The following is a 25,992-nucleotide window of genomic DNA, read 5'->3' on the forward strand; positions in this document are numbered from 1 at the left end:
CAGGATTCCCGTCCAGCGGCGGTGATGCTGCTGGGCCCCACCGCCGCCGGCAAGACCGATACCGCTATCGCCCTGCATGAACGATTCGACTGTGAACTGATCAGCGTCGACTCGGCGATGGTCTATCGCGGCATGGATATCGGCACCGCCAAGCCTTCGGCCGGCGAACTCGCGCGGGCGCCGCACCGGCTGATCAATATTCGCGACCCGGCCGACAGCTACTCCGCCGCCGACTTCCGTGACGACGCGCTGGCGGCGATGCACGAGATCACCGGCTGCGGCAAAATGCCGCTGCTGGTCGGCGGAACCATGATGTACGCCAAGCGCCTGATGGAAGGCGTGGCCAGCATGCCGCCGGCCGATCCGGAACTGCGCGAGACGCTCCGCCGGCGCGGCGAGGCCGCGGGTTTCGAGGCGTTGCATGCGGAATTGGCCAGGGTCGACCCGGCGGCGGCGGAGGCGATTCATCCGCGCAACCGGCAGCGTTTGATTCGCGCGCTGGAAGTCTACCGCTTGAGCGGTATTCCGCTGAGTGAGCACTGGCGACGCCAGCAACGGGAAAACTTTCCGTGGCGACTGTTGTCCATAGCGCTCGCACCCCATGATCGCGCCGTTTTGCACCGACGCATCGCCGAGCGCTTCGAGGCCATGCTGGATGGTGGATTCCTGGCAGAAGTGGCTACATTGAAACAACGCGGCGACCTTCATGCGGATCTCCCCTCGATGAGGAGCGTCGGCTATCGGCAGGCCTGGGAGTATCTCGAAGGGGCGTACGGTCTCGAGACCCTGCGCGAGCGGGGAATCGCGGCGACCCGTCAGCTGGCCAAGCGTCAGTTGACCTGGCTAAGGCGCTGGCCCGATCTTCACTGGATCGACAGCAGCGCGCCGGACGTCTGGGAGCGGGTCGCGAAAATCGTGCGTGACCACGGGAGTTAGCGTAAAATGGTGGGCTTCGTCACGACGACTGCAGACGGCGGTCGATGCCGCGCTACGATGCCGGGTCGGAATGAATCGCGAAACGAACCGTAGCCCATATTAAAACAGCACTACTCATAACAGTATTAGGGAGAGCAACATGTCCAAAGGACAGTCCCTTCAGGATCCGTACCTGAACATCTTGCGCAAGGAGCGCATTCCGGTTTCCATTTTCCTCGTCAATGGCATCAAGCTGCAGGGGCAGATCGAGTCTTTCGACCAGTTCGTCATCCTGCTGCGTAACACCGTCAGTCAGATGGTCTACAAGCACGCCATTTCGACGGTCGTGCCGTCACGCAATGTCCGGTTGCCGCCGCAGGACCCCAATGCCGCGCCCGGGCTCGATAACTGATCGAGAGGTTGTGATTGTTTTTCGAACGTCCCGACGCCGGCGAAACGGCGATTCTGGTCCATGTGGACTTTCAGGACGAGCAGGAGCGCGAAGATTCGGGTGAACTCCTGGAACTGGTGCGCTCCGCCGGAGCGGAGCCGGCGACCCTGATTCAGGGGAGTCGGCGCCGTCCCGATCCTCGCTCCTTCATCGGCAGTGGCAAACTCGACGAGGTCAAAGACGCGCTCGAGACTCACCACGCCGAACTGGTCATCTTCAATCATGCCCTGTCTCCCTCCCAGGAGCGCAATCTCGAGCGTGCGCTCAAATGCCGCGTGCTCGATCGAACGGGCCTGATTCTCGATATTTTCGCGCAGCGCGCGCGAACTCACGAAGGCAAGCTGCAGGTCGAGCTTGCCCAGCTCGAGTACATGTCCACGCGCCTGGTGCGTGGCTGGACTCACCTCGAGCGCCAGAAAGGCGGTATCGGTCTGCGCGGTCCGGGGGAAACCCAGCTCGAAACCGACCGCCGCCTGCTGCGGGCGCGGATCAAGTCGATTCACAAGCGTCTCGAGAAGGTGCGCCGCCAGCGCGACCAGAACCGGCGTGCCCGGGCCCGCGCGGAGGTTCCCAGCGTCTCGCTGGTCGGCTATACCAATGCCGGCAAATCGACGCTGTTCAACGCCATCACCGCTTCCGAGGTGTACGCCGCCGACCAGCTCTTCGCCACCCTCGATCCGACGCTGCGGCGTCTCGACGTGCCGGATGTCGGCGAGGTCGTGTTGGCCGATACCGTCGGCTTCATTCGCCATCTGCCGCACAAGCTGGTCGAAGCCTTCCAGGCGACGCTGCAGGAAGCCGCCGAGGCGAGCCTGTTGGTCCATGTGATCGATGCCGCCGACCCGGACCGGGAACTCAACGTGGCGCAGGTCGATAGCGTTCTCGCCGAGATCGGCGCCGACGAGGTGCCACGGTTGCTGGTGATGAACAAGATCGATCTGCTGGGAACGGCGCCGCGCATCGATCGCGACGAGCAGGGGCGCCCTCAGGTGGTATGGCTCTCCGCGCGCGAAGGGCGGGGGCTCGAGCTGCTGCGTGAGGCAGTCGGCGAGTGGCTGGCCGAGGACATCCTCGATATCCGCTTGACGCTGACGCCCGAGCAGGGTCGACTACGGGCGGCACTGCACGATTTACAGGCCGTGCGGCATGAAGACTTCGATGACAGTGGCCGCACGAATCTGGAGATTCGCTTGCCCCGGCGGGAGTTTATGCAGATGATGGCTCGCTTGGGCGAACGCGCCGACGATTATTTACCCGCTCACGAAAAAACACCGGTTGCTGACTGGGAACGGGTCTGAAGTGAAGGGACATACGCAGGGGAGCTTCGTGGTCCGATCGGATCCGAACCACGCAGGGCGACACGCATTCGACATCAGGCCGAATATGCCCGTTGTTTGCCAGCGGCGGGACGCCATGGCGGCTCGTGCTCCCGATGCCTGACGCAACGCTTTGACTGCATTAGTGGAGACTTAGGTATGGCTTGGAACGAGCCAGGTGGTGGTGGCAACAACCAGCAGGACCCTTGGAGCGGCGGAGGGGGCCGTCGTCCGGGAAGGAATGGTGGTAACAATGGCGGCAACAATCAGGGGCCGCCGGACCTCGACGAGGCGCTGAAGAAGTTTCAGGACAAGATCAACCGCATGCTGGGTGGCCGCGGCAAGCGTCCCGGGACCGGCGGTAACGACGGCGGAAGCGGCAAGCGCAACCCCTTCGTGCTACCGGTCCTGGTGCTGGTCGTGGCAGTGGTGATCTGGGCCGGTTCCGGCTTCCATCTGATCGATCAGTCCGAACGTGGCGTGGTGTTCCGCTTCGGCAAGTACACCGCCACCCTCAATCCCGGTCTCCACTGGAATCCGCCGATCGTGGACCAGGTCGAGAACGTCAACGTCACCAGCATCCGTTCGGCCAACCAGACCGACTCGATGCTGACCAGCGACGAGAATATCGTGCGCGTGAGCGTTTCCGCCCAGTACGTGGTCAGCGACGCTCACGCCTTCCTGGTCAACGTCAACGAACCCGAAATGACGCTGCAGAACGCGATGGATTCCGCGTTGCGCCAGGAAGTGGGCAACATGCATCTGCAGGAGATTCTGACCACCGGTCGCGATCGCCTGGGGCAGCGCGTCTTCGACCGTCTCAGCGCCTACATGGATGCCTATGGCACCGGGTTGCGGCTGCAGACCGTCAACGTCGAATCGACCTCGCCGCCGGATCGCGTGCAGGACGCCTTCGACGACGTCATTCGCGCGCGCGAAGAGCGTCAGCGCTCGATCAACCAGGCCAACGCCTATCGCCAGGCGGTGGTGCTCGAGGCGCAGGGTCAGAAACAGCGTCTGCTCGAGGAAGCCGATGGTTACAAGGCGGCGGTGGTATCCGACGCCACGGGCCAGACCAATCGCTTCATTTCGCTGTTGACCGAATATCGCCAGGCCCCGGAAGTGACGCGCCAGCGCCTCTACCTGGAAACCATTAGCCAGGTGCTGAGCAAGACGCCCAAGGCATTGGTCGATCTCGGCGACAGCGATGCGGTAACCGTGCTGCCGCTCAACCAGATGCAAGCCGGTAGCAGTCGCAGCGGCGATGGCTCGTCTTCGATGAGCACGCAACAGCTCGAACAGATTTCAAGACAGGTAGTCGATCACATGAACAGCAGCAGCTCGCAGCAGTCAAGTGGTTCCAGCCTGCGGGAGGGCCGCTAATGTTTAACAATCGTGCCCTGATCGGCGTCATCGTTCTGGCGCTGCTCGCCTGGTTCGCCAGCGCCAGCTTCTATATCGTCAACGAGACCCAGCGTGCGATCAAACTGCGCTTCGGCGAGGTGATCGAGAACGACATCGGCCCCGGGTTGCACTTCAAGCTGCCGATCTTCAACACCGTGCGAATCTTCGATGTGCGCGTGCAGACGGTCGACTCCAGCGCCACGCGCTACCTGACCGCCGACTCGAAGGCGGTGATCGTCGACTCCTTCGTCAAGTGGAAGATCGCCGATCCGCGTCAGTTCTACGAAGCGACTCGCGGCGACATTCAGGTTGCCGAGAATCTGATCGCGCCGCGCACCGACGAGGCGCTGCGCAACAAATTCGGCCAGACCGAAATGTCCGACATCATCCAGGAGCGGATTGCCGCCGAGAGTAAGAACCGGCAGTTGGTGGGCGAGGACAAGGGCGCCGACACGGTGGAGGGCGCCCGCGAGGAGCTGATGGTCGAACCCGTGCAGCAGCTCGACCAGGCGATGCGCCAAGAGCTCGGGGTGCATATCCTCGACATCCGCGTGAAGCGGATCGAGCTGCCCACCGAGGTGACCCAGGCGGTCTACGAGCGCATGAACTCCGAGCGTGAGCAGGCGGCGCGCACCTATCGTGCCGAAGGGTCGCAGCAGGCCGAGGCGATTCGTGCCGATGCCGACCGCCAGCGTCAGGAGATCCTGGCCAGCGGCCGCCAGGAAGCCGAGACCACCCGTGGCGAAGGGGATGCTCAGGCGGCGCAGATCTACGCCAACGCCTATCAGCAGGATCGCGATTTCTTCGCTTTCTACCGCTCCATGCAGGCCTATCGCGACAGCTTCAACGGCGAGGGCAAGGACCTGCTGGTGTTGAGCCCGGAAAACAGCGATTTCTTCCGCTACTTGAAGAATCCGTCGCCGCAGGCGGGAGCGTCGGCGCCTTGAACCGTTGTCTTGAACTCGGCAAGGGCTGCCGATAAAACGACGGCCCGCGGGATTTCTCCGCGGGCATTTCGTGATACCATTTCATTGCCGGGTCATGCCCGGCTTTTTTGTGCGGGACGTCCGAGCATCACGCGCCGCCGCGCCTTGTGGCAATGCCGTGCTCGACATGGCGAGACAGGCCCGCACCACCAATCATTACCGACTTACCGCTTGGCAGGACAGGCTCATGACGATCGCTGACCGCTGGTTGCTCCCCGACGGCATGGATGAAGTATTGCCGCCGCAGGCGACCCGGATGGAGGAGTTGCGTCGGACGCTGCTCGACCTGTACCACCGCTGGGGCTATGACCTGGTCATGCCACCGCCGGTCGAGTTTCTCGACTCGCTGTTGACCGGTACCGGCACCGATCTGGATCTGCAGACGTTCAAGCTCACCGATCAATTGACCGGTCGCATGATGGGGGCCAGTGCCGATGTCACGCCGCAGGTGGCGCGGATGGACGCGCACTCGCTCAAGCGCCAGGGACCGGTGCGGCTGTGCTATTGCACCACCGTGCTGCGCGCCCAGGCCGACAAGCATCAGGGCGGCCGCAGCCCGATGCAGGTCGGTGTCGAACTGTTCGGGCATGCGGGCCTGGAAGCCGATATCGAAGTGCTGCGTCTGGCGCTTTCCAGCCTCAAGGCCGCCGGCGCCGGCGAGATTCACCTGGCACTGAGCCATATCGCGATCTATCGCGAACTGGCGCGTGCGGCCAACTGGAGCGACGAGGTGGAGAGGGCGCTGTTCGACGCCATCGAGCGCAAGGCGTTCACCACGGTCGACCAGCTGGTCGCGGCCAATGTCGAGGATCCGTCGCTGGCGCGGATGTTGAGCGAGCTGCCGCGACTGCATGGTGGCGCCGAGATACTCGAGCCCGCGCGGCGGACATTGAGCGAGGCGCCGGGCGCCGTCCTCGAGGCGCTCGAGCAACTGGTACGGCTGCATCGCGGTGTCGTCGACGAACACCCCGAGGTTTCGATCTATTTCGATCTGGCCGAGCTGCGTGGCTATCAGTATCACACGGGTATGGTGTTCGCCGCCTACGTCCCGGGTTATGGTCAGGCCTTGAGCAAGGGCGGACGCTACGACGACACCGGCAGGGCCTTCGGCAGGGCCCGTCCGGCTACCGGATTTTCCATGGACCTCAAGCAGCTGGCGACGCTGGCCGAGCGTGAACCGCCGGCCGACGGCATCTGGGCGCCGAGCGACGAGGACGCCGCGCTCAACGAGGCCATCAATCGCCTGCGGGGGCAGGGCGAGCGCGTGATTCAGGCGCTGCCCGGCCAGCATACCGGCCCGGGGGCGCACCGCTGCAATCGCCGGCTGGTACTCAGTAACGGCGAATGGTGCACCGAGCCGCTGAATTGAGTCGACGACGGCCCTACGCCGGCAAACGAATGGTTCGCGACGAATGCATCGTGACGAGTCGATCGCGACGAATTGATCGAGAGAAGAGAGCAATGGGCAAGAACGTAGTCGTATTGGGTACCCAGTGGGGCGACGAGGGCAAAGGCAAGGTGGTCGACCTGCTGACCGAGTCCGCCAGTGCCGTGGTGCGTTTCCAGGGCGGTCACAACGCCGGCCACACGCTGGTGATCGACGGTCAGAAGACCGTGCTGCACCTGATCCCCTCGGGCGTGCTGCGCGACGACAAGACCTGCGTCATCGGCAACGGCGTGGTGCTGTCGCCGGAGGCGCTGATCGACGAGATCAAGGAACTCGAGGCCAAGGGCGTGCCGGTGCGCGAGCGTTTGCGCCTGTCGCCGGCGTGTCCGCTGATCCTGCCGTACCACGTGCGTCTCGATCAGGCCCGCGAGAAGGCCCGCGGCGTGGCCAAGATCGGCACCACCGGTCGTGGCATCGGTCCGGCCTACGAGGACAAGGTGGCTCGTCGCGGCCTGCGCCTGGGCGACATGCTCCACCGCGAGCGTTTCGCCTCCAAGCTGGGCGAAGTGCTCGACTACCATAACTTCGTGCTGACCCGCTATCACGGTGAGCCGGCGGTCGATTTCCAGGAAGTCCTGGAACAGGCGATGGCCTTCGCCGAGGAGCTGCGGCCGATGGTCTGCGATACCGTCTCGTTGGTGCACGATATCCGCAAGGCGGGCGAGAACATCCTGTTCGAAGGCGCCCAGGGCTCGCTGCTCGATATCGACCACGGCACCTATCCCTATGTCACCAGCTCCAACACCACCGCCGGCGGTACCGCGACCGGTTCCGGGGTCGGGCCGCTCTACCTCGACTACGTGCTGGGCATCACCAAGGCGTACACCACGCGCGTGGGTTCCGGGCCGTTCCCGACCGAGCTGTTCGACGAGTTCGGCCGCCATCTGGCGGAGAAGGGGCACGAGTTCGGCGCCACCACCGGCCGGGCGCGCCGTTGTGGCTGGTTCGACGCGGTCGCGCTGCGCCATGCGGTACAGATCAACTCGGTTTCCGGCATCTGCCTGACCAAGCTCGACGTGCTCGACGGCCTCGAAAACATCCGCGTGTGTGTCGGCTATCGCAGCAAGGATGGCGAAACCATCGACAACCCGGTGGACTCCGAAGGCTACGAAGTGGTCGAGCCGCTCTATCACGACCTGCCGGGCTGGAACGAGTCGACCCTCGGCGCCAAGCGGGTCGAGGATCTGCCCGCCAATGCCCGTGCCTACATCGCCTTCCTCGAGCAGGAAGTGGGCACGCCGATCGACATCATCTCCACCGGTCCGGATCGCAACGAGACGATCGTGCTACGCAATCCGTTCGCCTGAACGAGCGCAGTAGTTTGTCCGCATTGTCACATGGCCCGCTGCCAGGCAGCGGGCCGTTATCGTCAATGGCGGGGCGGCGAGATCGCCAGCAACCGGGACGGAGAGAGGCCGTGATCGCCTTGTTTCATCCATGCATGGATCAACGCCTCGGCTTCCCGGCCGTGGTCGCCGAGCAGTCCGTGGCGCCGCGCGGCGACAAGATTGGGCAGGGCGACCTGCGGATGGAACCCCTTCAACTCGTCGAACGACCAGCGTCGAGGCCTTGCGGCATACTTGGCGACCCAGCGAAAGCCGGCGGCGAGACGTTGGCGCTCGGCCGGCATTTCGGGCCACTTCAGGCCGAGCGCCTCGGCCTCGTCGAGCAGTACCGACCACGCCGCCAGGTTGAAATTGACGTAGTGCCAGGGGCGGGTGCGCTCGAGCTCCAATGGCTGCGCGCCGTCGGCATCGAACTGAACCGCCAGCCGGGCGTCGGCTTCGTGCAGCTGCCGTCTGGCCAGCTCGGGACGCCCGACGAAGCGCGCGAACGCCGTCACCTGGGCGTCGTACCAGGTGCCGTGATTGTTGCGCTTCGACGCCTCGTCCCGGCCGTTGTCGCTTGCGAGCAGCCAGTCGAGATAGTCCGCATACCACTGTTTGAGCGCTTTCAGGGTCGCGTCGTCCAGCGCCGGCTCCAGGCGTCGGATGGCGTCGGCGAGTTCGATCAACAGGCGACTCTCGATGATGCCGATGCCACGACCGTCGACACGGCCGGGAATCGCCTGGGCGTAGCGCAGATTCGGGTGCATTCGCGTTTCGGGATCGATGAACCAGTGGCGTAGCTGGGCGATGGCCCGTTCGGCGTAGCGTGGATCGCCGTCGATCCGGTAGGCCCAGGCCAATCGCTTGACGGTGCCGACGAAGTCGATCAGCCGCTGCTTGTCGGTCGCCTCGCTCAGCGTGGCCTGGTTGTACTCCCCATCGCGTCGTTCGAAAGGTAGGCCGTCGGGGCGTTCCGGGTCCGGCCACCAATAGGGCGCGAAACTGAAATAGTCGTGAGGATCGCCGCTGGCGGGCATGCGGGTCTTGTCGACCACGCTGTACAGCGGCGTTTCCAGCTCCGATGATGCCTCGGTGACGATCCGCTGGGCGGCGTCGTCGACGACCGACTGCGGAATGTCGGGATCGGCCCCGGCCGGCGTTATCTGCACCGATAACGCCAGCGCCAGCGCCGAGACCCGTACCGGCCATCGTCTCATTTCGAAGAATCACTACCGGCTGCCGCTGCGACCTGAGGATCTTCGAGCAGATCCCGCAGGGTCTCGATCGCCGTTTCACTGTCGCTGTCCATGACGCCGTCGAGCCAGATCATGGCCTGCTCCTGATTGACGAACTCGACGCCTCGCGCCTGCAAATAGGCCTGAGCCAGCGAGAGCCGTGCGGATTGGTGTCCCTGGCGGGCGGCCTTCACCAGCAGTTCGGCACCTTTGCGGGGATCTCGCGGCAGCACTTCTCCATTCAGATAGGCGCGGCCGAGAGCGGCCTCGGCGCCGGCATGGCCGGTATCGGCGGCGGCGGTCAATAGTTGTTTGCCGCGCTCGACATCCTGGGCAACGCCACCCTGGCCTTCCAGATAAGCCGAACCGAGAGAGGTCTGCGCGGAGACGTTGCCGTTGTCGGCGGCCCTCGATAGCCATGTCACGGCTTTTTCCGGATCCTGCTCGACGCCGTTGCCTTCGAGATAGGACTGTCCCAGCAGGCGTTGTGCGTTGTCGTCTCCCCGTTCGGCCGCCTGAGTCAGGTAACGCACTCCGCGTTCGGGATCGGCGGCCACGCCGGTGCCGGTGAGATAGGCTTCGCCCAGCGTCACTCCGGCCGAGCCGTGACCGGCATTGGCGGCTTGGGTCAGCAGCCGGATGCCGCGTTGCGGATCGGCCGGGACGCCATCGCCTTTCAGCAGCATTTCACCGAGATCGGCTTCGGCACCGACATGGCCGGCGGCGATCGCCCGCTCGAAGTAATCGGCGGCGCGCGCCTTGTCGACGTCGACACCGAGGCCTTCGGCGTACATTCGCCCCAGCGAGGCGGTGGCACCGGGGTGTCCCTCATCGGCTGCCTGTTGCAGCCAGTGCCGAGCGCTGGCGTAGTTGGCACGCACGCCCTCGCCACGCAGGTAGGCGCGACCGAGATCGGCCATGGCCGGAACTTCCCCCATCTGCGCGGCGCGGATCAGGTCGTTGACGTCGCCGCGCTCACCGCTGGCGCGATAGGTGCGTGCCAGTGCCTGCTGGGCCGAGGGATGGCCGGCTTTGGCCGCGCGTCTGAGCCACAGCTCCGACAGCGTCAGATCCGGGGGAACCCCGACCCCGTCACGATAGGCGCGGCCGAGCACGACCATGGCATAAGCGTCGCCCTGGTTGGCAGCGTCCTGGAGCAGCTTGACGCCCTGTTGGCTGGAGCCGGGGAGCTTGCCCTCGAGGTAGCCTTGGCCGAGCCGTGTCTTCGAGGTGGTATCGTTGGGATCCTGTTCGACGGCGCGGCTCAGCCACTGCTGGGCCTTGGCCGGATCGTGCTGCAGCCCGGCTCCGTCCATATAGGCGATACCCAGCGTGCGGGCGGCGCCGCTTTGGCCTTGATTGGCGGCCTCCGTCAACAGTGCCACGCCCTGTACCGGGTCGGCGGGGATGCCGTCACCCTTGAGATAGCTCTCGCCCAGACGCGCGGTGGCATAGGGGTGGCCGAGTTCATGTGCGCGCTGGAGATAGTCGATGCCGCGACTCGCCTGGCGCTGGACTTGTTTTCCATCGAGATAGAGATTGCCCAGTAGCGCGAGAGCGTAGGCGTCGTCTTGCTGCGCGGCACGTTCGAGCAATTGAACGCCCTGGGCGACGTTGCGCGTGAGAACGTCACCATCGAGGTAGGCGCTACCGAGCGTGCGGGCGGCATCGATATTGCCCTGCTGCGCGGCCTGAGACAGCCATTTCTCGGCCTGGGCCGGGTCGGCGGAGACTTGCCCTTGCCCCAGATAAGCCTGACCCAGCCAGTAGGCGGCATCGACGTTGCCCGTTTCGGCGGCGCGCTCCAGCATGGCCAGTCCCTTGGAGGGGTCCTGTTTCTGCACCAGCAAATGACCGGCCGCCGCCAGGGCTTGCGGGTCGCCGCTGTCGGCGGCGCGGGTCAGCCACTGCTCTTCCCGGGCCGGCTGTGGAAGCAGACCGTCCTCGGCATAGAGTCGCGATAGCGCGAGCATGGCATTCACGTCGCCGCTCTCGGCCTGGGGGGTCATGGCCTGGGCGTAACGCTCGGCGTAGGCGCGGGACTTGCCGGGGTCCGTGTCGAAGGCGCCGCCAGCGGCATAGTTTTCGGCCAGCATCTGCAGGGCACGTGGTTCGTTCTGCTCCGCGGCCTCTTCCAGTTGCTGGCGTGCGGCATCGACGTCGCGCGGCACGCCTTCGCCTGCCAGCTGCATTTCGGCAACTTCGATACGCGCGCTGGGATTGCCATCGTGATCGATTGCCTGCTGGAACAAGTTCCAGGCAAGTGCCTGATCCTGCTTCACGCCATCCCCGGCACGGTAGAGCCGACCCAGCTTCAGCGAAGCATTGTCGAGGCCGCTGAATTCATAGGGAACGGCCTGGCGGTAGTAGTGAACGGCCAGGGTGGGGTTGCGAGGCACGCCCATGCCGTCATCGTAGATCCGCGCCAGCTCGTAGCTGGCTTCGGGATGTTCCTGCGCCATTGGCTTGAGCAGTTCGATGGCTTCCAAGGTCTTGCCCTGGGCTTCCAGCTCGCGGATATAGTCCACCCGGTTCCAGTCGGTGGAGGGCATCGACTCAATATAGTGGTGAGCGAACAGTTCCTGGTCTTCCGGCGCGATGGGCTGTGCCTGGTAGGCGCCTTGGCCTGCGCAAGCCGTCAGCACCACGGCTGAAACCAGGACCGAAGCCGGGCCCAGCAAGAAGCGGCCGGGGCGTCGCGAATGGGACGGACGTGCGGTTCGACTCGGTGTTGTCATATAAATCTCTCCTGATCGGTAGGACCCGCCCATCCTTGGCGCGGGCCGATAATGGCTGATCATCGTCAGTCGGGTTCGAACGTCGTGGCGATCTGTTGGTCGTCTGGCTCGGGTATGACGTGGGACTGATCCTTCGGGTCCATGAAGTAGAAGGTCACGTAGCCACCGGCGCTGCGGTTGTCGATGGGGCGCTTCTGGCTGACGTAGTGGGAGACCCGAGGGTCGTCGCGGTGCTTGAGGTAGATCTCCATCCAGGCCAGGTACTGTTCATCGTCGAGGAAGCCGCGATATTGCGCATGGGTCGCCAGGTTACCGAGGGCTGCCGGATCGTCGAAGGTATCCAGCGCGAACTGCACGGCATCGTCGATGGTGTGACCGTGATACTCGAAATTGAACAGGTCGTAGCCCTGGCGATAGGCCACCTGCATGATGTTGACGAGATAGAGCAGGGCGTAGTTCTGGTAGTGGCTGGCACGCCGACCGCGCGCCATCTCGTGCGGCAGGGCTCCCTGCGGTGTCATGTCGCTCAGTGCTGAGTAGATCGCGCTGATGCCGAACTGGAACAGCTCGTCGTCGTCGGTGAGTACGCCGATCATGCTGGCGTAGAGCGCCCGACGATAGAAATGGTTGTTGCAACAGCTCGGATCCCCGCCGCGAATGGCGGAGTGCTTATGGGCCAAGCGATTGAGCCAGTCATTGATTCGTGCGATCTCTTCCTCGCGCCCCTCGATCGCGGGTCTGACGATGGAGTAGGCCATCGCCGCCGCGAACATCATCGATTCGGTCGAATACCAGCCCTGGGGCTCGAGGCGGTTGTAGTAGAACTCGCTCAACGCATCGTGGCGGGCCCATTTGTCGAGGAAGCGCACCAGACAATCGGCGTAGTAGGTGTCGCTGGTGGCGACGTACGAGCCGGCCAGGTTCGATACCGTGTCCTCGAAATCGAAGAGAGGCTCGGAGGCCAGTTCCCACGCCTTGGGCTGGGGATAGTAGCCGGGGATACGAATCACGCTGTCCAGCGGCGGTTTCGCCAACTCCTGCTGGCAACTGGGGCCGTGCTTGAGCTGATCACTTGCGTACTGCAGCAGATCGTTGTCGGTACGCGCGAGCAGTGCCATCCGTGCCTTGACGTCGAAATAAGAGGCGTCGGGATCGGTCACGGTGTACTGGGACAGGTCCAGGCGCTGACGCTCCTCGTAGCTCATCGTCGCCTGCGCCGACAGTGACAGCCCCAGCGTGGCGAAGCCGATGAAAAGGATCATGCCCCGGTGCAGGCTGGACCTAATCAGTGAAGTCCGGTTCATAAGCGGCGACTCCCTCACGTTTTGGGAACCATCAGCGTGAAGTCGGCAAAATCGACGGTCTGGTCGCGGGGCGTGCGCCAATCGCTGCCGTGGCCGCCGAAGAAGGTCGAGAACATCAGGCCGTCGATGTGCACGCGGTCGGTAGTGCGGTAGACGATGCCGTGCTGCTCGAGCGTAGGCTGCCCGTCGATCCAGATCCGTGCGATGCCGTTTTCTTCATCCGGGTCGTTGAGCACGATCTCCTGTTCGACCGTGACCCACTGGCCCGGGGTGAAACGCCAGCGGCCGCGGCCCACCGATTCGCCGTAGTCGGACTCCTTGTTGGCGACATATTCGTAGAGTTCGCCTTGCCCTTGCTTGCGCCACATCAGGCGCATCGAGAAGCCGTTCTCTCCGGTGACTTCGTCACCGCCAGTCGGGCCGTCGCCGCCATAAAGCCCCGGCAACTTGCCGCCCTTGACGAAATCGAAACCGGACTGGAAGCGCACCTGGTAGCGCAGGCAGGCGCGATCTGCCTGGCGCAGTGCCGGTACCGGCATGACGAAACCGGCTCCGCCCTCCTCGGCATCGCTCGGCGACGAGGTGCCTTGCGGATAGGTGACCCGCAACGCCGGGGCGCCAAGATCGCTGTCGGCGGCACTCAACTGCTGCAGGTTCTGCTCGCCCCAGCGGCGCTGGCCGCCGAGGGTATCCTTGACCCAGTCCTCGGGATCGTCATTGGCCTTCATGGCCAGCGTCTGGACCGGGGCGTAGCGGGTAGAGCAGGCGGCGACCTGCGGCCGAGTCAGATCGCCATCGCTGGCGGCGTGGGCGGGCAACGACGCTAGCGCCAGGGCGGGGCCAAGCAGCAGCGCGGCTCCCGTGTTGCGGGACCGGCGAAAATGGCGCTTGGCACGTCGCGGACGAATGATAGGAAGTTGCGGTCGAATCATGATCTTCTCCTTGGCGAAATCGCGTCTCGCAATGACTTTTCGCGAGGGACGAGTCCATTCACGCTTCAGTTCATTGCACTTCTCATTTCACCCCGCAGGCCATCGGCGGCACGTCCCCACAGTGACTGCACGCCCTGGTAGACGGCACGGCCAGCCTGGTAGGCCCACTCGGCGGCGGTGTCGAGCATCGGGGCTTCGGTGAAGCGCACGTCCACCGGTGTGCCGACGGCGCTGGCGGGCAGTGGCTCTTCCGGTACCAGCAGGACGCTGGCGACGTTCTGCTGCTGGCGGACCCAGTCGGGGAAACCGGCACGCGGCTGACGCTCCACATCCAGCGCCACGCTGCGCACGCGGGCGGGGATCGGTTCGGAAGCGTTGGGCAGTGCGATGTAAGCCTTCTGGTGGCTTTCGATGTCGCCGATATCGTCCATGTGCACCAGCGCTTCGACCATGACGTCGTTGTCGTGGGTGCTGACCAGGGTCATCACGCGATCGCCTTCATTGACGTAGGTGCCGCCGGCGGCGCTCAGGGCCCAGGCCACCTCGCAGTCGCAGGGGCTATAGATGGTGTTGGCGGAGAGCCGTGACTTGTAGGCGTCTATGCGCGAACTCTCGTAGTCGCGGGCGGTTTCGAACTGCTCGACCCGCGTGCGCGCGATTTCCGGCGTGAGCGTCTCGTAACCCAGCTCGCCCTCGGCGGGATTGGACGAGGTCGCCACGCTGACCTTGCCGTTGTCCGGATCCTCGAGGCTTTCCTGCAGATTTTCGATCAGCCGCTTGTTGTAATCGAACGAGGCCTGGGCCAGCAGCAGATCGTTCTGCAGTTCGGCGTTATTGACCTGGATCAGCGGCTGGTCGCGTTTGACTTTGTCGCCGGCCTTGAGATGGAGATCCTCCAACTGTCCGGCGCCCGGTGCCAGAATGTCGGTGCGCGGGGCCGTCACGGCGGCAAAGCTCGGCTCGATCAAGAACACATTGCGATAGACGGTGGCGGCAACTACCGCGGTCAGCACGCCGGCGGCGACCAGCAGCGCGAGGTAACGGAACAATGGCACCCGGCGCTTGGTCCTGGTCGACGGCACGGCCGCGTTGGCGCGGCGCTTGCGCGGTGTCTGCGGATCCTGATGCTCGACCAGGCCGTCGAGGCTGACATGACGGCCGCTCATCTGGGCGCGAATGACGCGTTTCAGAATTTCGCGCTGACGCGGCTCCATGTGAGTGAATTCGAAAGCCATGCGCTGACGGGGGCCTTCGCCGATGTCCCGCAGCGGTCTCGCCGTGGCTGGCAGACTCAGCTCGATGCCGCTGGCCATCACTATCAGGGCGACGGGAATATCGCGATGGGGCTCGAAGTGCAGCGTGGTGAAAGCCGAGAATCCGCTCATCGACAGGTCATGACCCTTGACGACACGATCGTCGCCCAGCCGGACGTTGAATGGCATCTCGACGCGAACGTGACGCCGTTCGTCGCGGCGCTCATGACGCAACTGGTCCGGGTCGCGCTGCGAATCCTGGAAATGATCTGACATGGTGAAATCTCCTTGGTGTCCCTGGCTTATTGGCCAGTCATGGCCAGTGCGTTCTCGTCCTTGTGACTGTCGGCAAGCGACAGCGAGAGATCGATCAGTCGAATATCGTGGCCCGCGATTCGCAGGTGGCAGGGGGTCTTCGCATCGCAGTCGAGATGTCCGGCCTCGGCGAGCGTCCTGTCGCCGACTCCGAACCGCGGGGCGAGTTGCGGATCGACGTGCAGGACCGTCGGTGTCCGCGGATCGCCATAGCCGTGCATGCTGGCGCCCCGAAGGCGGTCCAGCGTGGCGACGCGCCGATCGAAACTGTTGTCGAGCCGAAACTCTCCTGGCGGCAGGTGCACGCTGCTCCCTTCGGGAACGTCGGCCAGCGTCAGCGCCAGCCAGTAGCTGTCGCCGCGGTTTTCCGGGGTGACGTCATCGGGTTGCTCGCCGGTCATGGCGGCGACCGACAGACGATCCGCCGGCGCCATCACGCCGCCGACCACCGCCAGCACGAAGACCAGTGCACTGAAGTAGAGCGTGTGGATCAGGTGGCCGCCGAGGCGTTGACGGCGTGCGGCACGCGGGTCGTCCGGCTCGCCGGCGGAGATACCCTGGCGGGACCAGGTCTGGCGGTTGAAGCGGAAGCTGACCCAGGTCTTGAGAATCGCGCCGCTCAACTGGTTGTAATAGAGCAGCGGCACCCACAGCAGACTCCAGCGCCCGCGCTGCCAGGCCAGTACCAGGCTGGTGATGCTCCGGGTCATGAGAATCCAGAGCAGATAGGCGAAGATGAACGAGGGGCGTATGAACAGCGTCAGCAGCACCGCGACGGTGGGCCCGATCAAGGTGGTCCACATCGATAGCCGTTGATCGACCAGGCTCCACCAGGCGAACCAGCCCACGCGCTTCGGGCCCAGCGCGATGGCGCGGCCGTTGGTGCGCAGCATGTTGCCGAACCAGCGGCGCATCAGGTCCAGCGACGAGCGGAAGAACCGGTGGCGGTTCGGCAACTCCTCGAACCCGGTGACATAGACGTCGGGAATGTAGAGCATCTTCCAGCGGTGCTTGAGCAGCCAGAACCAGGTCGACTTGTCGTCGCCCGAGAGAAACTTGAAGTTGCCGAAGCGCCAATGCTCGACGTGGTCGTTCTCGACCAGTTCGATGAACTCCGGATTGGTGGCGAGGTCGGCACGGAAGGCGCTGTAGCGCCCGGTCAACACCAGCAGGCACTCGGAGACCGAGGTCGAGCTCATGACCAGATGCCGCTGTGCGTAGCGCAGGTCATACCACTCCTTGGTCACGTCGTTGCCGATGACCACGGCGTTGTTGTTGGTGGTGATGGCGCCGAGATCCCCGCGGGAGAGGAAGAACGACAGCGAACGCTCCAACGTGCCCGGTTCGATGCGGATATCACCGTCCATGCTGACCAGCAGCGAACGCTCGGTTGGCATGCAGCGGGAGATGGCGCGCAGGACCTCGGCCATCGCCGAACGCTTGCCGTCGCCTTTCTGGAACATGTAGCGAATGCTGACGTTGCGTGGCCAGCCGTGTTCTTCCATCACCTGGTCGATGATGTCGACATCGCTGCGATCGGCGATGGCGGCGAAGATCGTGGTTGGCACGCCGTAGTCGGCGGCATCGCGAACCAGCGCGTCGTAGACGGCGAAGGTGACTTCGGTATCGATGCGAAACGACGTGCAGAGCACATACAGCGCGTCCGGTTCCTGCTCGGCGCTGGCGGCATCGGCTTCGGCCCGCAGCCGGGGGAAGATTCGGCGGTTGTACCAGACCGAACGGATTGCCTGGACGAACCACCATGAGTAGCGCCAGGCGCCAACCAGACCCACCGCGAGGATGAAGCTCTTCGATCCGGGGTGGAAGACTTCACTTGGCAGATGCGCGACCAACAGCACGATCGTTGATGCCAACAGCAGCAGTACGGTCAGCTCCGTCGCGATCGACGCCTTGCTGGGTCTGGCGCGGGTGTAGTTGAAATGGTTCATCGGGATGTCCTTGGAATCGTACCTCGACGGCATTCCTTGCGCGTCGGCGTCGACGTCGCCGACGCGGATCCCTCCGATCGACACGCAGGCGCCAATCGGAACGGGGGCATGGCATTCGGAGCCGACGCTGGCCCAGGCCAACGCCGGCGGGGACGTAACGTCAGAGCGTGTAGGCCACGCTCGGGCCGTTGCGCCCGGTCTGGGTTGCCATGGGCGACGTGGTGGCATCCGCCTGCGGTATCCGCAGCGAATCGGCGCGTCCGACGGCAAAGTAGAGCAGGCCGGCGGCACGCACGCTGTCCGGGTTGAACAGGTTGCGTCCGTCGATGATCGCCGGTGTGGTCAACTGCTCGCGCAGACGGCGAAAATCGACCGTGCGGAACGCTTTCCACTCGGTGCAGATGACCAGCGCGTCGGCGCCCTCCAGGGTGTCGTCGCGGCGCCGGGTCAGTACGAGATCGTCGCGCTCGCCATAGATGCGGCGACACTCTTTCATCGCTTCCGGATCGTAGGCGCGGACCTTGCCGCCGGCGGCCCAGATGGACTCCATCAAGGCCCGGGCGGGCGCTTCGCGCATGTCGTCGGTGTTGGGCTTGAAAGCCAGCCCCCAAACCGCAATGGTCTTGTCGCGAATGTCGCCATCGAGCGCCTGGGAGAGCTTGGTGAACAGACTGGCCTTCTGGCGCCGATTGACTGCCTCCACCGCATTGAGCAATTCGGCTTCGTAAGCCACGTCCTGGGCGGTACGAGCCAGAGCCTGGACGTCCTTGGGGAAGCAGGAGCCGCCGTAGCCGCAGCCGGGATAGATGAAGCTGTAACCGATGCGCGGATCGCTGCCGATGCCACGGCGAACGTTCTCGACGTCGGCGCCGAGCCGTTCGGCGAGATTCGAGATCTCGTTCATGAAGCTGATCTTGGTCGCCAGCATGGCGTTGGCGGCGTACTTGGTCAGCTCGGCGCTACGGATGTCCATGAACATCAGCTTTTCCTGGCGCCGGTTGTAGGGTGCATAGCATTCGCGCATCAGCGGTTCGACACGGGGTGAGTCGCAGCCGATGATGATCCGCGCGCCCTGGGAAAAGTCCTCGACGGCCGAGCCTTCCTTGAGGAACTCCGGATTCGAGCAGACGTCGAAATCGATATCGACATCGCGTCGTGCCAGGCGGTGACGGATCGTCTTGGAGACGTGATCGGCCGTGCCCACCGGCACCGTCGACTTGTCGATGACCAGCTTGTACTCCTGCATGTGCTCGGCAATGGCATCGGCCACGCTGAGCACGTATTTGAGGTCGGCGCTGCCATCTTCGTCGGGCGGGGTGCCTACGGCGATGAACTGCAACGCGCCGAAGTTGACGGCTTGCGCCGGATCGGTGGTGAACAGTAGCCGTTCTTCGGCCACGTTCTGCTTGACCAGCGCTTCCAGGCCCGGTTCGTAGATCGGAATGATGCCATTCTTGAGGCCTTCGATCTTGTGACTGTCCACGTCCATGCACATGACTTCATGACCGGCGTCGGCAAGGCAGGCGCCGGTGACCAAGCCAACATAGCCAGTACCAAAGATAGTGATCCGCATTACTGCTCTCCTTGCTTATGTAGCGTTACATTTCTGTCTCATCGTGACGCTCTTTAACACGACAGCGGTGATTCGAGAGGCAATCGACAGCGACGTAAGAAAGACAGGGAAGCGATTCTCACGTCTCTTCTAACGCCATTCGATTCCCAGTGAGCGGGCGCGCTTCATAAAAGACCCGGAATCAATGGGTTAAAAAATTTACCTTATATAAGTAACTGATTTTATTTATATAATTTTGTGTTCGAATATTTACAGCCACTAACGAACGCCGTTTCCGAACTGCTGAAAACGTTAGGGCTAAAGTCGATTGCGGTCCAATACGCGATCTGCCTTGCTGGTTCCGGTACACAATTCATGTCGAAGTATTGCGCTGGTTGTTCCCTGAGGCCGACATGGGTTGTCGGTAAATAGAGACGTGATTTTTTGTAAAAACCGCCATTATGAAACAATGTGTTAAATAAGTTGTTTTCATGTTTCATGGATATCGAAGAGAGGCTTTTTGTTTATTTTTGATGCAGGGATTGAAGATCGGTGAATTGGCCGCAGTTGTCGTTCGTCTCCGGCTCTCGGACGCTGTTTGCTCAGTCTCTACTAACGGCCCCTCCCGCATGGATGTGCCAGGGGACCGAAGAGAGCTGCCAGGGTTCACAGCGGGAGCAAAGGGGACTAAAATGGTCCTATATGAATGATGTCGATAACCAGGGACATCGGGCATGCTGAAACTGTCGAAGTTGACTGACTACGCCGCGGTCATCATGGCGCATATCGCACGTGACCCCGCGAAAGCGCAGACGGCATCCGAATTGGCGCAATGCGTGAATCTTCCCCATCCCACGGTGGGCAAGATTCTCAAGATGCTGGCCAAGAAAGGCTTGCTGGAATCGCGACGCGGCTCGCAGGGTGGCTATGTACTGGCGCGGCCGGCATCGAGGATATCGGCCAGTGACATCATTGCGGCTATCGAGGGCCCCATTGGCATGACCGAGTGCAGTCATGCCGATGGCGATTGTGAATTGCTGGACATCTGCGGCGTGGCGGACAACTGGCAACGCGTTTCGCAGGCGGTTCGCACCCTGCTGGATGGCGTCACGCTGGCGCACCTGGCACAGACCGCGCCGATCAAGCTGCCGGTGCAGATGCCCATACAGAGCGTGACCCTGGCGAGTGGAGCCGAGTACGGCAAGGGCTGAAAGACGGCCGGCCCGGGTCAAACCGGCTGGGTCAAAAACGATAGCACGACGAAATGGGTCAGCATCGCCAACGACCGTCGATGGCAAGAGAGGGAAGCCGCCGATGTGGGTAAGCGAGCTGCCACGATAAGACTCTCGAACGAGAGGAGAGGAGACCATGGCTAGCGAAGAGATGGAGCAACTGGTCCGTCGCGAATACAAGCAGGGATTCGTGACCGACATCGAAAGCGATACCGTGCCGCCCGGCCTGGACGAGAGCGTCATCGCCTTCATTTCCCAGAAGAAGGACGAACCGCAGTGGATGCTCGAATGGCGCCTCGAGGCGTATCGCCAGTGGCTCAAGATGACGCCACCTTCCTGGGCCCATCTGGAATACCCGGAGATCGACTATCAGGCGATCTCTTATTTCAGTGCACCGAAGAAGCCGGAGGATCGCCCTCAGAGCCTCGATGAAGTCGATCCCAAGCTGCTGGAAACCTACGAGAAACTGGGCATTCCGCTGCATGAGCGCGCGGCGCTGGCTGGGGTTGCCGTGGACGCCGTGTTCGACTCCGTCTCCGTCACCACCACCTTCAAGGAAAAACTGGCCGAGGCCGGCGTCATCTTCTGTTCCATCTCCGAGGCGATTCGCGAGTACCCGGAGCTGGTACGCCAGTACCTGGGCACCGTGGTGCCCCAGGCCGACAATTTCTTCGCCGCGCTCAACTCGGCGGTGTTCACCGACGGCTCCTTCGTCTATGTGCCGGAAGGCGTGACGTGTCCGATGGAGCTATCGACCTATTTCCGCATCAACGCGGCCAACACCGGCCAGTTCGAGCGTACCCTGATCATTTGCGACAAGAAGGCCCAGGTTTCCTATCTGGAAGGCTGCACGGCACCGATGCGCGACGAAAACCAGTTGCACGCGGCGGTGGTCGAACTGGTCGCGCTGGAGGATGCCTACATCAAGTACTCCACGGTGCAGAACTGGTATCCGGGGGATGAGGACGGCAAGGGCGGCATCTACAACTTCGTCACCAAGCGTGGCGATTGTCGTGGCGATCGCTCCCGCATCAGCTGGACCCAGGTCGAGACCGGCTCGGCGATCACCTGGAAATATCCCTCCTGCATGCTGCGCGGCAAGGAGAGCATCGGCGAGTTCTACTCGGTGGCCGTGACCAATGGGCGCCAGCAGGCCGATACCGGCACCAAGATGGTCCATATCGGCGAGAACACGCGCTCGACCATCGTCGCCAAGGGGATTGCCGCCGGCCACAGCGACCAGGCATACCGCGGGCTGGTCAAGATCGGTCCGCGGGCCAAGGGAGCGCGCAACTACACCCAGTGCGACTCGCTGCTGATCGGCGACAAGTGCGGCGCGCATACCTTCCCGTATCAGGAGATCGGCAACAGTAGCGCCACCGTCGAACACGAGGCCACCACCTCCAAGATCGCCGACGACCAGCTCTTCTACTGCCGTGCCCGCGGCATCGACGAGGAAGACGCCGTCAGCATGATCGTCAATGGCTTCTGCAAGGACGTGTTTCAGGAGCTGCCGATGGAGTTCGCGGTCGAGGCCGAAGCGTTGCTCAATGTCACTCTGGAAGGTTCGGTGGGCTGACGCGATCGTCGGCTTCCGACGCGCTTCGTCGATGGTATATCCGCTTTTTCCGGGGGCCGTTTCGGTGGCCCCTGTCGTCTCAAGATCACCGTCTTAAGGTAATTACATGCTCGAAGTCAAAGATCTTCACGTCACGGTCGAGGACAAGGCGATCCTCAAGGGTCTCGATCTGACCGTCAATGCCGGTGAAGTCCACGCCATCATGGGCCCGAACGGGGCCGGCAAGTCGACTCTGTCCGCGGTGATCGCGGGCAAGGAAGGCTACGAGGTCACTCAGGGTACGATTCTGTTCGAGGGACAGGACGTGCTCGAGATGGAAATCGAGGAGCGTGCCCGCGCCGGCCTGCTGCTGGGGTTCCAATATCCGATCGAGATCCCCGGGGTCAAGAATATCTATCTGCTCAAGGCGGCCCTCAACGCCCAACGCGAAGCCCGCGGTGAAGGCGAGATCCCGGCGCCGGAGTTCATGAAGCTGGTGCGCGAGAAGAGCGCCCAGATGCAGATGGATCCTAGCTTCCTGCAGCGCGCGGTCAATGAAGGTTTCTCCGGCGGCGAGAAGAAGCGCAACGAAATCCTGCAGATGCTGGTGCTCGAGCCGAAACTGGCAATGCTCGACGAGATCGATTCCGGGCTCGACATCGATGCCATGAAAATCGTCGCGCAGGGCGTCAATTCGCTGCGCAGTGCCGGCCGCGCGATTCTGCTGGTGACCCACTATCAGCGTCTGCTCAATCACATCGAGCCGGACCGGGTCCATGTGCTGGTCGACGGCCGCATCGTCAAGAGCGGCGACAAGGAGCTGGCGCTGGAACTCGAAGCTCGCGGTTACGAGTGGGTGCTGGAGGAGTCTGTCGCATGAGTGCACCGGAACGCTTTCTCAAGCGTCTGAACGCACGCCGTGGCGAGGATCCGAGCTGGGTGGCGGCCCGCCGCCAGGCCGGCGCGGCGCGCTTCGAGGCGCTCGGTTTCCCGACCCGTCGCGACGAGGAGTGGAAGTACACCGACGTGCGACGCATCGCCGAGGGCGACTTCGCCCTGGCAACGGATGCCGAATTCGACGCGACCCGTTTCGACGCGCAGCGTCTGGATATCGACGCCTATCGGCTGGTGCTGGTCGACGGCCGTTTCAATCCCGGGCTGTCCGAGCTCGATGGGCTGCCGGCGGGCGTCTCCATCGAACCGCTGTCACAGGCGATCGAGGCCAATCACGAAGCGGTCGGCGGTGCCCTTGGGCGGCTCGCGGGAGTCGATTTCTCACCCTTCACCGCGCTCAATACCGCCTTTGCCGACGAGGGTGCCATCGTGCGCTTGGCCGCCGGCACCGTGGTCGACAAGCCGATCTACCTGCTGATGCTCTCGCGAGCCAACGATCAGCCGGTGATGAGCCACCCGAGGGTACTGGTGGAAGCCGGTGCGCGCTGCGAGGCGACGATCATCGAACATTACGTCGGGGAGCCGGAAGCCGCCAACTTCACCAACGTGGTCAGCGAGATTCTGCTCGATCGCGGCGCCATGATCGATCATTACAAGCTGCAGGAAGCGTCGCTGGCGGACCTGCACGTGGCCAGCATTCATATCGAGCAGGGTCGCGACAGCCGCTTCAATTCGTTCAATCTCAATCTCGGTGGCGCGCTGGTACGCAACGATCTGGTCACCGAACTCAACGCCGAGGGTGCCGAGACACACTACAACGGCCTGTTCTTCGTCCAGGGGCGCCAGCACGTCGACAACCATACGCTGGTCAATCACAACGCGCCGCGTACGTTCTCCAACGAGAACTACAAGGGCATCCTCGACGACCGCGCTCATGGCGTGTTCAACGGCAAGGTGATGGTCAAGCGGGATAGCCAGCAGATCGAGGCGTATCAGAACAACGCCAATCTGCTGCTCTCCGATCGCGCCGAGATCGACACCAAGCCCGAGCTGGTGATTTACGCCGACGACGTCAAGTGTTCCCACGGCGCGACCACCGGCCAGCTCGATGAAAACGCGGTGTATGCGCTGCGCACCCGCGGCATCGACGAGCCGATGGCGCGGGCATTGCTGACGCTGGCCTTCGCCGGCGAGGTGATGGAGCAGGTGCGCTTGAGTGCCGTGGCCGAGCGGGTCGAGCGCGCCGTGGCGGGTCGTTTGCCGGAGCGTTTCAATCTCAGCGATCTGGTCGAAACCGCCGAGGCGGTGCAGGAGGCTTGAAATGACTTCGATCACCGATCTGACGCTGGACCTGGCAGCGGTGCGCCGGGACTTTCCGATCCTGGAGCGCGAGGTTCATGGCAAGCCTCTGATCTATCTCGACAACGCGGCGACCAGCCAGACGCCGTCAGCGGTGATCGATTGTCTGAGCGACTACTACCGCCGCTACAACGCCAACATCCACCGTGGCCTGCATACCCTGGCCGACGAGGCCACCGCGGCCTACGAGGGGGTACGGGCCAAGGTGCAGGCGCACCTCAACGCCTTCGAGCCACGCGAGATCGTGTTCACCCGGGGCACCACCGAGGCGATCAACCTGGTGGCCAACAGTTGGGGGCGCGCCAATCTCAAGCCCGGCGACGAGGTGGTGATATCGCTGATGGAGCATCACTCCAACATCGTGCCCTGGCAACTGCTGGAGCGTGAGTTGGGGATCGTGATTCGGGTCATCCCGGTCGATGACCGCGGCGTGCTCGATCTCGAGTCCTACCGTGAAATGCTCGGCGAGCGCACCCGGCTCGTCTGCGTCAATCACGTTTCCAACGCCCTGGGCACGGTCAATCCGGTCGCCGAGATCGCCAAGGCGGCACACGCCCATGGCGCGCTGATCCTGGTGGATGGCGCCCAGGCGGTGCCGCACCAGGCGATCGACGTACAGGCGCTGGATGCCGACTTCTATGCCTTTTCCGGCCACAAGGTCTACGGCCCGCTGGGCGCCGGGGCGCTTTACGCCAAGGCGTCGATTCTCGAATCGATGCCGCCGTGGCAGGGCGGTGGCGAGATGATCTCGCGGGTCTCGTTCGATCGCGGCACCGAGTTCGCCGCCATTCCGCACCGCTTCGAGGCGGGCACCCCGGCGGTGGCCGAGGTGGTCGCCATGGGCGCGGCGCTGGATTGGGTCAACGCGCTCGGCATCGAGCGTCTGGCGGCCTGGGAGCAGTGGCTGCTCGACCATGCCACCCAGCGACTCGAGCGGATCGATGGCCTGCGCATCTTCGGTACCGCGCCCGAGAAAGCGGGTGTGATCTCCTTCGTCGTCGATGGCGCCCACGCACAGGATATCGGTCTGCTGATCGACCAGTTGGGCGTCGCCATTCGCACCGGTCACCACTGCGCCCAGCCGGTACTGGCCCGCTTCGGGATCGAGGCCACCTGTCGCGCTTCGCTGGCGGTCTACAACACGCCGGAAGAGGTCGACGCCTTCGTCGAGGCCTTGCAGCGCGTACTCGGTATGCTGCGTTGAGCCAGTTCTGGTTCCCGGCGTGTTTGGGCCGGTAATTCTGTCAGGAGAGACGATGGATTCCTTGCGCGAAGTCTACAAGGGACAGGAGATGCCGTTGCAGCGGGACGTGGAGGCCATCTCCATCCCGTTCGGCAAGACCGTCACGCTGCCCGAGGACAGTACCGTCGTAGTCATGCAGGCCAAGGGCAGCTCGGTCAGCGTTAGCCACGAAGGACGGCTCTACCTGATCGAGGGGCACGATCTCGATGCCCTGGGGCTGGAAGCGCTGGAGCGGCCGACGCTCGACCCGGACGCGACCGAAGAGGAGATGGAAGCGTTCGTGTGGGAGCAACTGCGTACCTGCTACGATCCCGAGATTCCGGTCAATATCGTCGATCTCGGCCTGGTCTACGGCTGTCGTATCGAACGCCTGCTGAGCGGCGAGCGCATGGTGACCATTCGCATGACCCTGACGGCGCCGGGTTGCGGCATGGGTGACGTGATCGCCGAGGATGCCCGGCGCAAGATTCTTGGCGCGCCGCAGTTTGCCAAGGTCCATGTGGAAATCGTTTTCGATCCGCCCTGGAGCCGTGAGATGATGAGCGAAGAGGCGCGACTGGAGCTGGGGATGTTCTAGGAAG

The 25,992-nt window shown here is 63.5% G+C and carries 20 protein-coding genes; 13 read left to right on the top strand and 7 right to left on the bottom strand.

The genetic code is table 11. The features are described from left to right. Positions 1–24: 24 nt before the first annotated feature. From miaA to DOM57_RS00965, 7 genes are all read left to right on the top strand, one after another. On the top strand, positions 25–936 hold the full coding sequence (gene miaA / locus DOM57_RS00935) for a tRNA (adenosine(37)-N6)-dimethylallyltransferase MiaA (protein WP_239496073.1): 912 nt from the start codon (positions 25–27) through the stop codon (positions 934–936). Between the two features lie 139 nt (positions 937–1,075). Beyond that, positions 1,076–1,327, top strand: a complete 252-nt coding sequence (hfq, locus tag DOM57_RS00940; RefSeq protein WP_035469968.1) for an RNA chaperone Hfq — start codon at positions 1,076–1,078, stop codon at positions 1,325–1,327. A gap of 14 nt (positions 1,328–1,341) precedes the next feature. Then, positions 1,342–2,664 carry a ribosome rescue GTPase HflX gene (gene hflX / locus DOM57_RS00945; protein WP_110647369.1) on the top strand — a complete coding sequence of 441 codons (1,323 nt, stop codon included), beginning with the start codon at positions 1,342–1,344 and terminating at the stop codon, positions 2,662–2,664. Between the two features lie 177 nt (positions 2,665–2,841). Next, positions 2,842–4,065 (top strand): FtsH protease activity modulator HflK, encoded by a 1,224-nt coding sequence (gene hflK, locus DOM57_RS00950; protein WP_110647370.1) that lies wholly within the window; start codon positions 2,842–2,844, stop codon positions 4,063–4,065. Then, the gene (gene hflC, locus DOM57_RS00955) at positions 4,065–5,033 is read left to right on the top strand and encodes a protease modulator HflC (RefSeq protein WP_110647371.1); all 969 of its coding nucleotides are present in this window, start codon (positions 4,065–4,067) and stop codon (positions 5,031–5,033) included. Before hflK ends, hflC begins: the two co-directional genes overlap by 1 nt. Positions 5,034–5,259: 226 nt before the next feature. Beyond that, positions 5,260–6,441: an ATP phosphoribosyltransferase regulatory subunit gene (locus DOM57_RS00960; protein WP_110647372.1), complete on the top strand. Its 1,182-nt coding sequence runs from the start codon at positions 5,260–5,262 to the stop codon at positions 6,439–6,441. Between the two features lie 92 nt (positions 6,442–6,533). Further along, positions 6,534–7,826, top strand: a complete 1,293-nt coding sequence (locus DOM57_RS00965; protein WP_110647373.1) for an adenylosuccinate synthase — start codon at positions 6,534–6,536, stop codon at positions 7,824–7,826. 62 nt (positions 7,827–7,888) lie between these two features. On the opposite strand, the gene DOM57_RS00970 is transcribed toward DOM57_RS00965, so the two are convergent. From DOM57_RS00970 to DOM57_RS01000, 7 genes are all read right to left on the bottom strand, one after another. Then, positions 7,889–9,064 carry an alginate lyase family protein gene (locus tag DOM57_RS00970; protein ID WP_110647374.1) on the bottom strand — a complete coding sequence of 392 codons (1,176 nt, stop codon included), beginning with the start codon at positions 9,062–9,064 and terminating at the stop codon, positions 7,889–7,891. Beyond that, positions 9,061–11,820, bottom strand: a complete 2,760-nt coding sequence (locus DOM57_RS00975) for an SEL1-like repeat protein (protein ID WP_162619405.1) — start codon at positions 11,818–11,820, stop codon at positions 9,061–9,063. The genes DOM57_RS00970 and DOM57_RS00975 overlap by 4 nt, the downstream gene beginning before the upstream one ends. A gap of 65 nt (positions 11,821–11,885) precedes the next feature. Beyond that, positions 11,886–13,124 carry an alginate lyase family protein gene (locus tag DOM57_RS00980; protein ID WP_239496063.1) on the bottom strand — a complete coding sequence of 413 codons (1,239 nt, stop codon included), beginning with the start codon at positions 13,122–13,124 and terminating at the stop codon, positions 11,886–11,888. A 14-nt stretch (positions 13,125–13,138) separates the two neighbouring features. Further along, complete coding sequence (locus DOM57_RS00985; protein ID WP_110647376.1) at positions 13,139–14,056, bottom strand: polysaccharide lyase; 918 nt, start codon at positions 14,054–14,056, stop codon at positions 13,139–13,141. 65 nt (positions 14,057–14,121) lie between these two features. Beyond that, a complete protein-coding gene (locus tag DOM57_RS00990) occupies positions 14,122–15,585 on the bottom strand; it encodes a PilZ domain-containing protein (RefSeq protein WP_110647377.1) in 1,464 nt (487 codons plus the stop codon). 26 nt (positions 15,586–15,611) lie between these two features. Further along, positions 15,612–17,573 (bottom strand): glycosyltransferase, encoded by a 1,962-nt coding sequence (locus DOM57_RS00995; RefSeq protein ID WP_110647378.1) that lies wholly within the window; start codon positions 17,571–17,573, stop codon positions 15,612–15,614. 160 nt (positions 17,574–17,733) lie between these two features. Beyond that, on the bottom strand, positions 17,734–19,146 hold the full coding sequence (locus DOM57_RS01000) for a UDP-glucose dehydrogenase family protein (RefSeq protein WP_110647379.1): 1,413 nt from the start codon (positions 19,144–19,146) through the stop codon (positions 17,734–17,736). Positions 19,147–19,859: 713 nt separating this feature from the next. Between DOM57_RS01000 and DOM57_RS01005 the strand changes: the two genes are divergently transcribed. From DOM57_RS01005 to sufT, 6 genes are all read left to right on the top strand, one after another. Beyond that, positions 19,860–20,336, top strand: coding sequence for an SUF system Fe-S cluster assembly regulator (locus DOM57_RS01005; RefSeq protein WP_110647380.1), 477 nt, complete (start codon positions 19,860–19,862; stop codon positions 20,334–20,336). A 157-nt stretch (positions 20,337–20,493) separates the two neighbouring features. Further along, a complete protein-coding gene (sufB, locus tag DOM57_RS01010) occupies positions 20,494–21,936 on the top strand; it encodes a Fe-S cluster assembly protein SufB (protein ID WP_110647381.1) in 1,443 nt (480 codons plus the stop codon). Positions 21,937–22,042: 106 nt separating this feature from the next. Further along, on the top strand, positions 22,043–22,795 hold the full coding sequence (gene sufC / locus DOM57_RS01015) for a Fe-S cluster assembly ATPase SufC (protein ID WP_110647382.1): 753 nt from the start codon (positions 22,043–22,045) through the stop codon (positions 22,793–22,795). Beyond that, positions 22,792–24,129, top strand: a complete 1,338-nt coding sequence (sufD, locus tag DOM57_RS01020; protein WP_110647383.1) for a Fe-S cluster assembly protein SufD — start codon at positions 22,792–22,794, stop codon at positions 24,127–24,129. Before sufC ends, sufD begins: the two co-directional genes overlap by 4 nt. 1 nt (position 24,130) lies before the next feature. Further along, positions 24,131–25,372, top strand: a complete 1,242-nt coding sequence (locus DOM57_RS01025; protein WP_110647384.1) for a cysteine desulfurase — start codon at positions 24,131–24,133, stop codon at positions 25,370–25,372. A 52-nt stretch (positions 25,373–25,424) separates the two neighbouring features. Next, positions 25,425–25,988 carry a putative Fe-S cluster assembly protein SufT gene (gene sufT, locus DOM57_RS01030; protein WP_110647385.1) on the top strand — a complete coding sequence of 188 codons (564 nt, stop codon included), beginning with the start codon at positions 25,425–25,427 and terminating at the stop codon, positions 25,986–25,988. Positions 25,989–25,992 lie beyond the last annotated feature (4 nt).

The organism is Salinicola peritrichatus (assembly GCF_003206715.1).
GTDB classification, from domain to species: Bacteria; Pseudomonadota; Gammaproteobacteria; order Pseudomonadales; family Halomonadaceae; genus Salinicola; species Salinicola peritrichatus.

Coding starts and splice junctions, on each gene's coding strand:
- sufD (WP_110647383.1), top strand. CDS start 22,792: ATGAGTGCACCGGAACGCTTTCTCAAGCGTCTGAACGCACGCCGTGGC.
- sufB (WP_110647381.1), top strand. CDS start 20,494: ATGGCTAGCGAAGAGATGGAGCAACTGGTCCGTCGCGAATACAAGCAG.
- miaA (WP_239496073.1), top strand. CDS start 25: ATGCTGCTGGGCCCCACCGCCGCCGGCAAGACCGATACCGCTATCGCC.
- hflK (WP_110647370.1), top strand. CDS start 2,842: ATGGCTTGGAACGAGCCAGGTGGTGGTGGCAACAACCAGCAGGACCCT.
- hflC (WP_110647371.1), top strand. CDS start 4,065: ATGTTTAACAATCGTGCCCTGATCGGCGTCATCGTTCTGGCGCTGCTC.
- DOM57_RS00970 (WP_110647374.1), bottom strand. CDS start 9,064: ATGAGACGATGGCCGGTACGGGTCTCGGCGCTGGCGCTGGCGTTATCG.
- DOM57_RS01005 (WP_110647380.1), top strand. CDS start 19,860: ATGCTGAAACTGTCGAAGTTGACTGACTACGCCGCGGTCATCATGGCG.
- DOM57_RS00975 (WP_162619405.1), bottom strand. CDS start 11,820: ATGACAACACCGAGTCGAACCGCACGTCCGTCCCATTCGCGACGCCCC.
- DOM57_RS00995 (WP_110647378.1), bottom strand. CDS start 17,573: ATGAACCATTTCAACTACACCCGCGCCAGACCCAGCAAGGCGTCGATC.
- hfq (WP_035469968.1), top strand. CDS start 1,076: ATGTCCAAAGGACAGTCCCTTCAGGATCCGTACCTGAACATCTTGCGC.
- DOM57_RS00980 (WP_239496063.1), bottom strand. CDS start 13,124: ATGAACCGGACTTCACTGATTAGGTCCAGCCTGCACCGGGGCATGATC.
- sufT (WP_110647385.1), top strand. CDS start 25,425: ATGGATTCCTTGCGCGAAGTCTACAAGGGACAGGAGATGCCGTTGCAG.
- sufC (WP_110647382.1), top strand. CDS start 22,043: ATGCTCGAAGTCAAAGATCTTCACGTCACGGTCGAGGACAAGGCGATC.
- DOM57_RS01000 (WP_110647379.1), bottom strand. CDS start 19,146: ATGCGGATCACTATCTTTGGTACTGGCTATGTTGGCTTGGTCACCGGC.
- DOM57_RS00990 (WP_110647377.1), bottom strand. CDS start 15,585: ATGTCAGATCATTTCCAGGATTCGCAGCGCGACCCGGACCAGTTGCGT.
- DOM57_RS00985 (WP_110647376.1), bottom strand. CDS start 14,056: ATGATTCGACCGCAACTTCCTATCATTCGTCCGCGACGTGCCAAGCGC.
- DOM57_RS00960 (WP_110647372.1), top strand. CDS start 5,260: ATGACGATCGCTGACCGCTGGTTGCTCCCCGACGGCATGGATGAAGTA.
- DOM57_RS00965 (WP_110647373.1), top strand. CDS start 6,534: ATGGGCAAGAACGTAGTCGTATTGGGTACCCAGTGGGGCGACGAGGGC.
- DOM57_RS01025 (WP_110647384.1), top strand. CDS start 24,131: ATGACTTCGATCACCGATCTGACGCTGGACCTGGCAGCGGTGCGCCGG.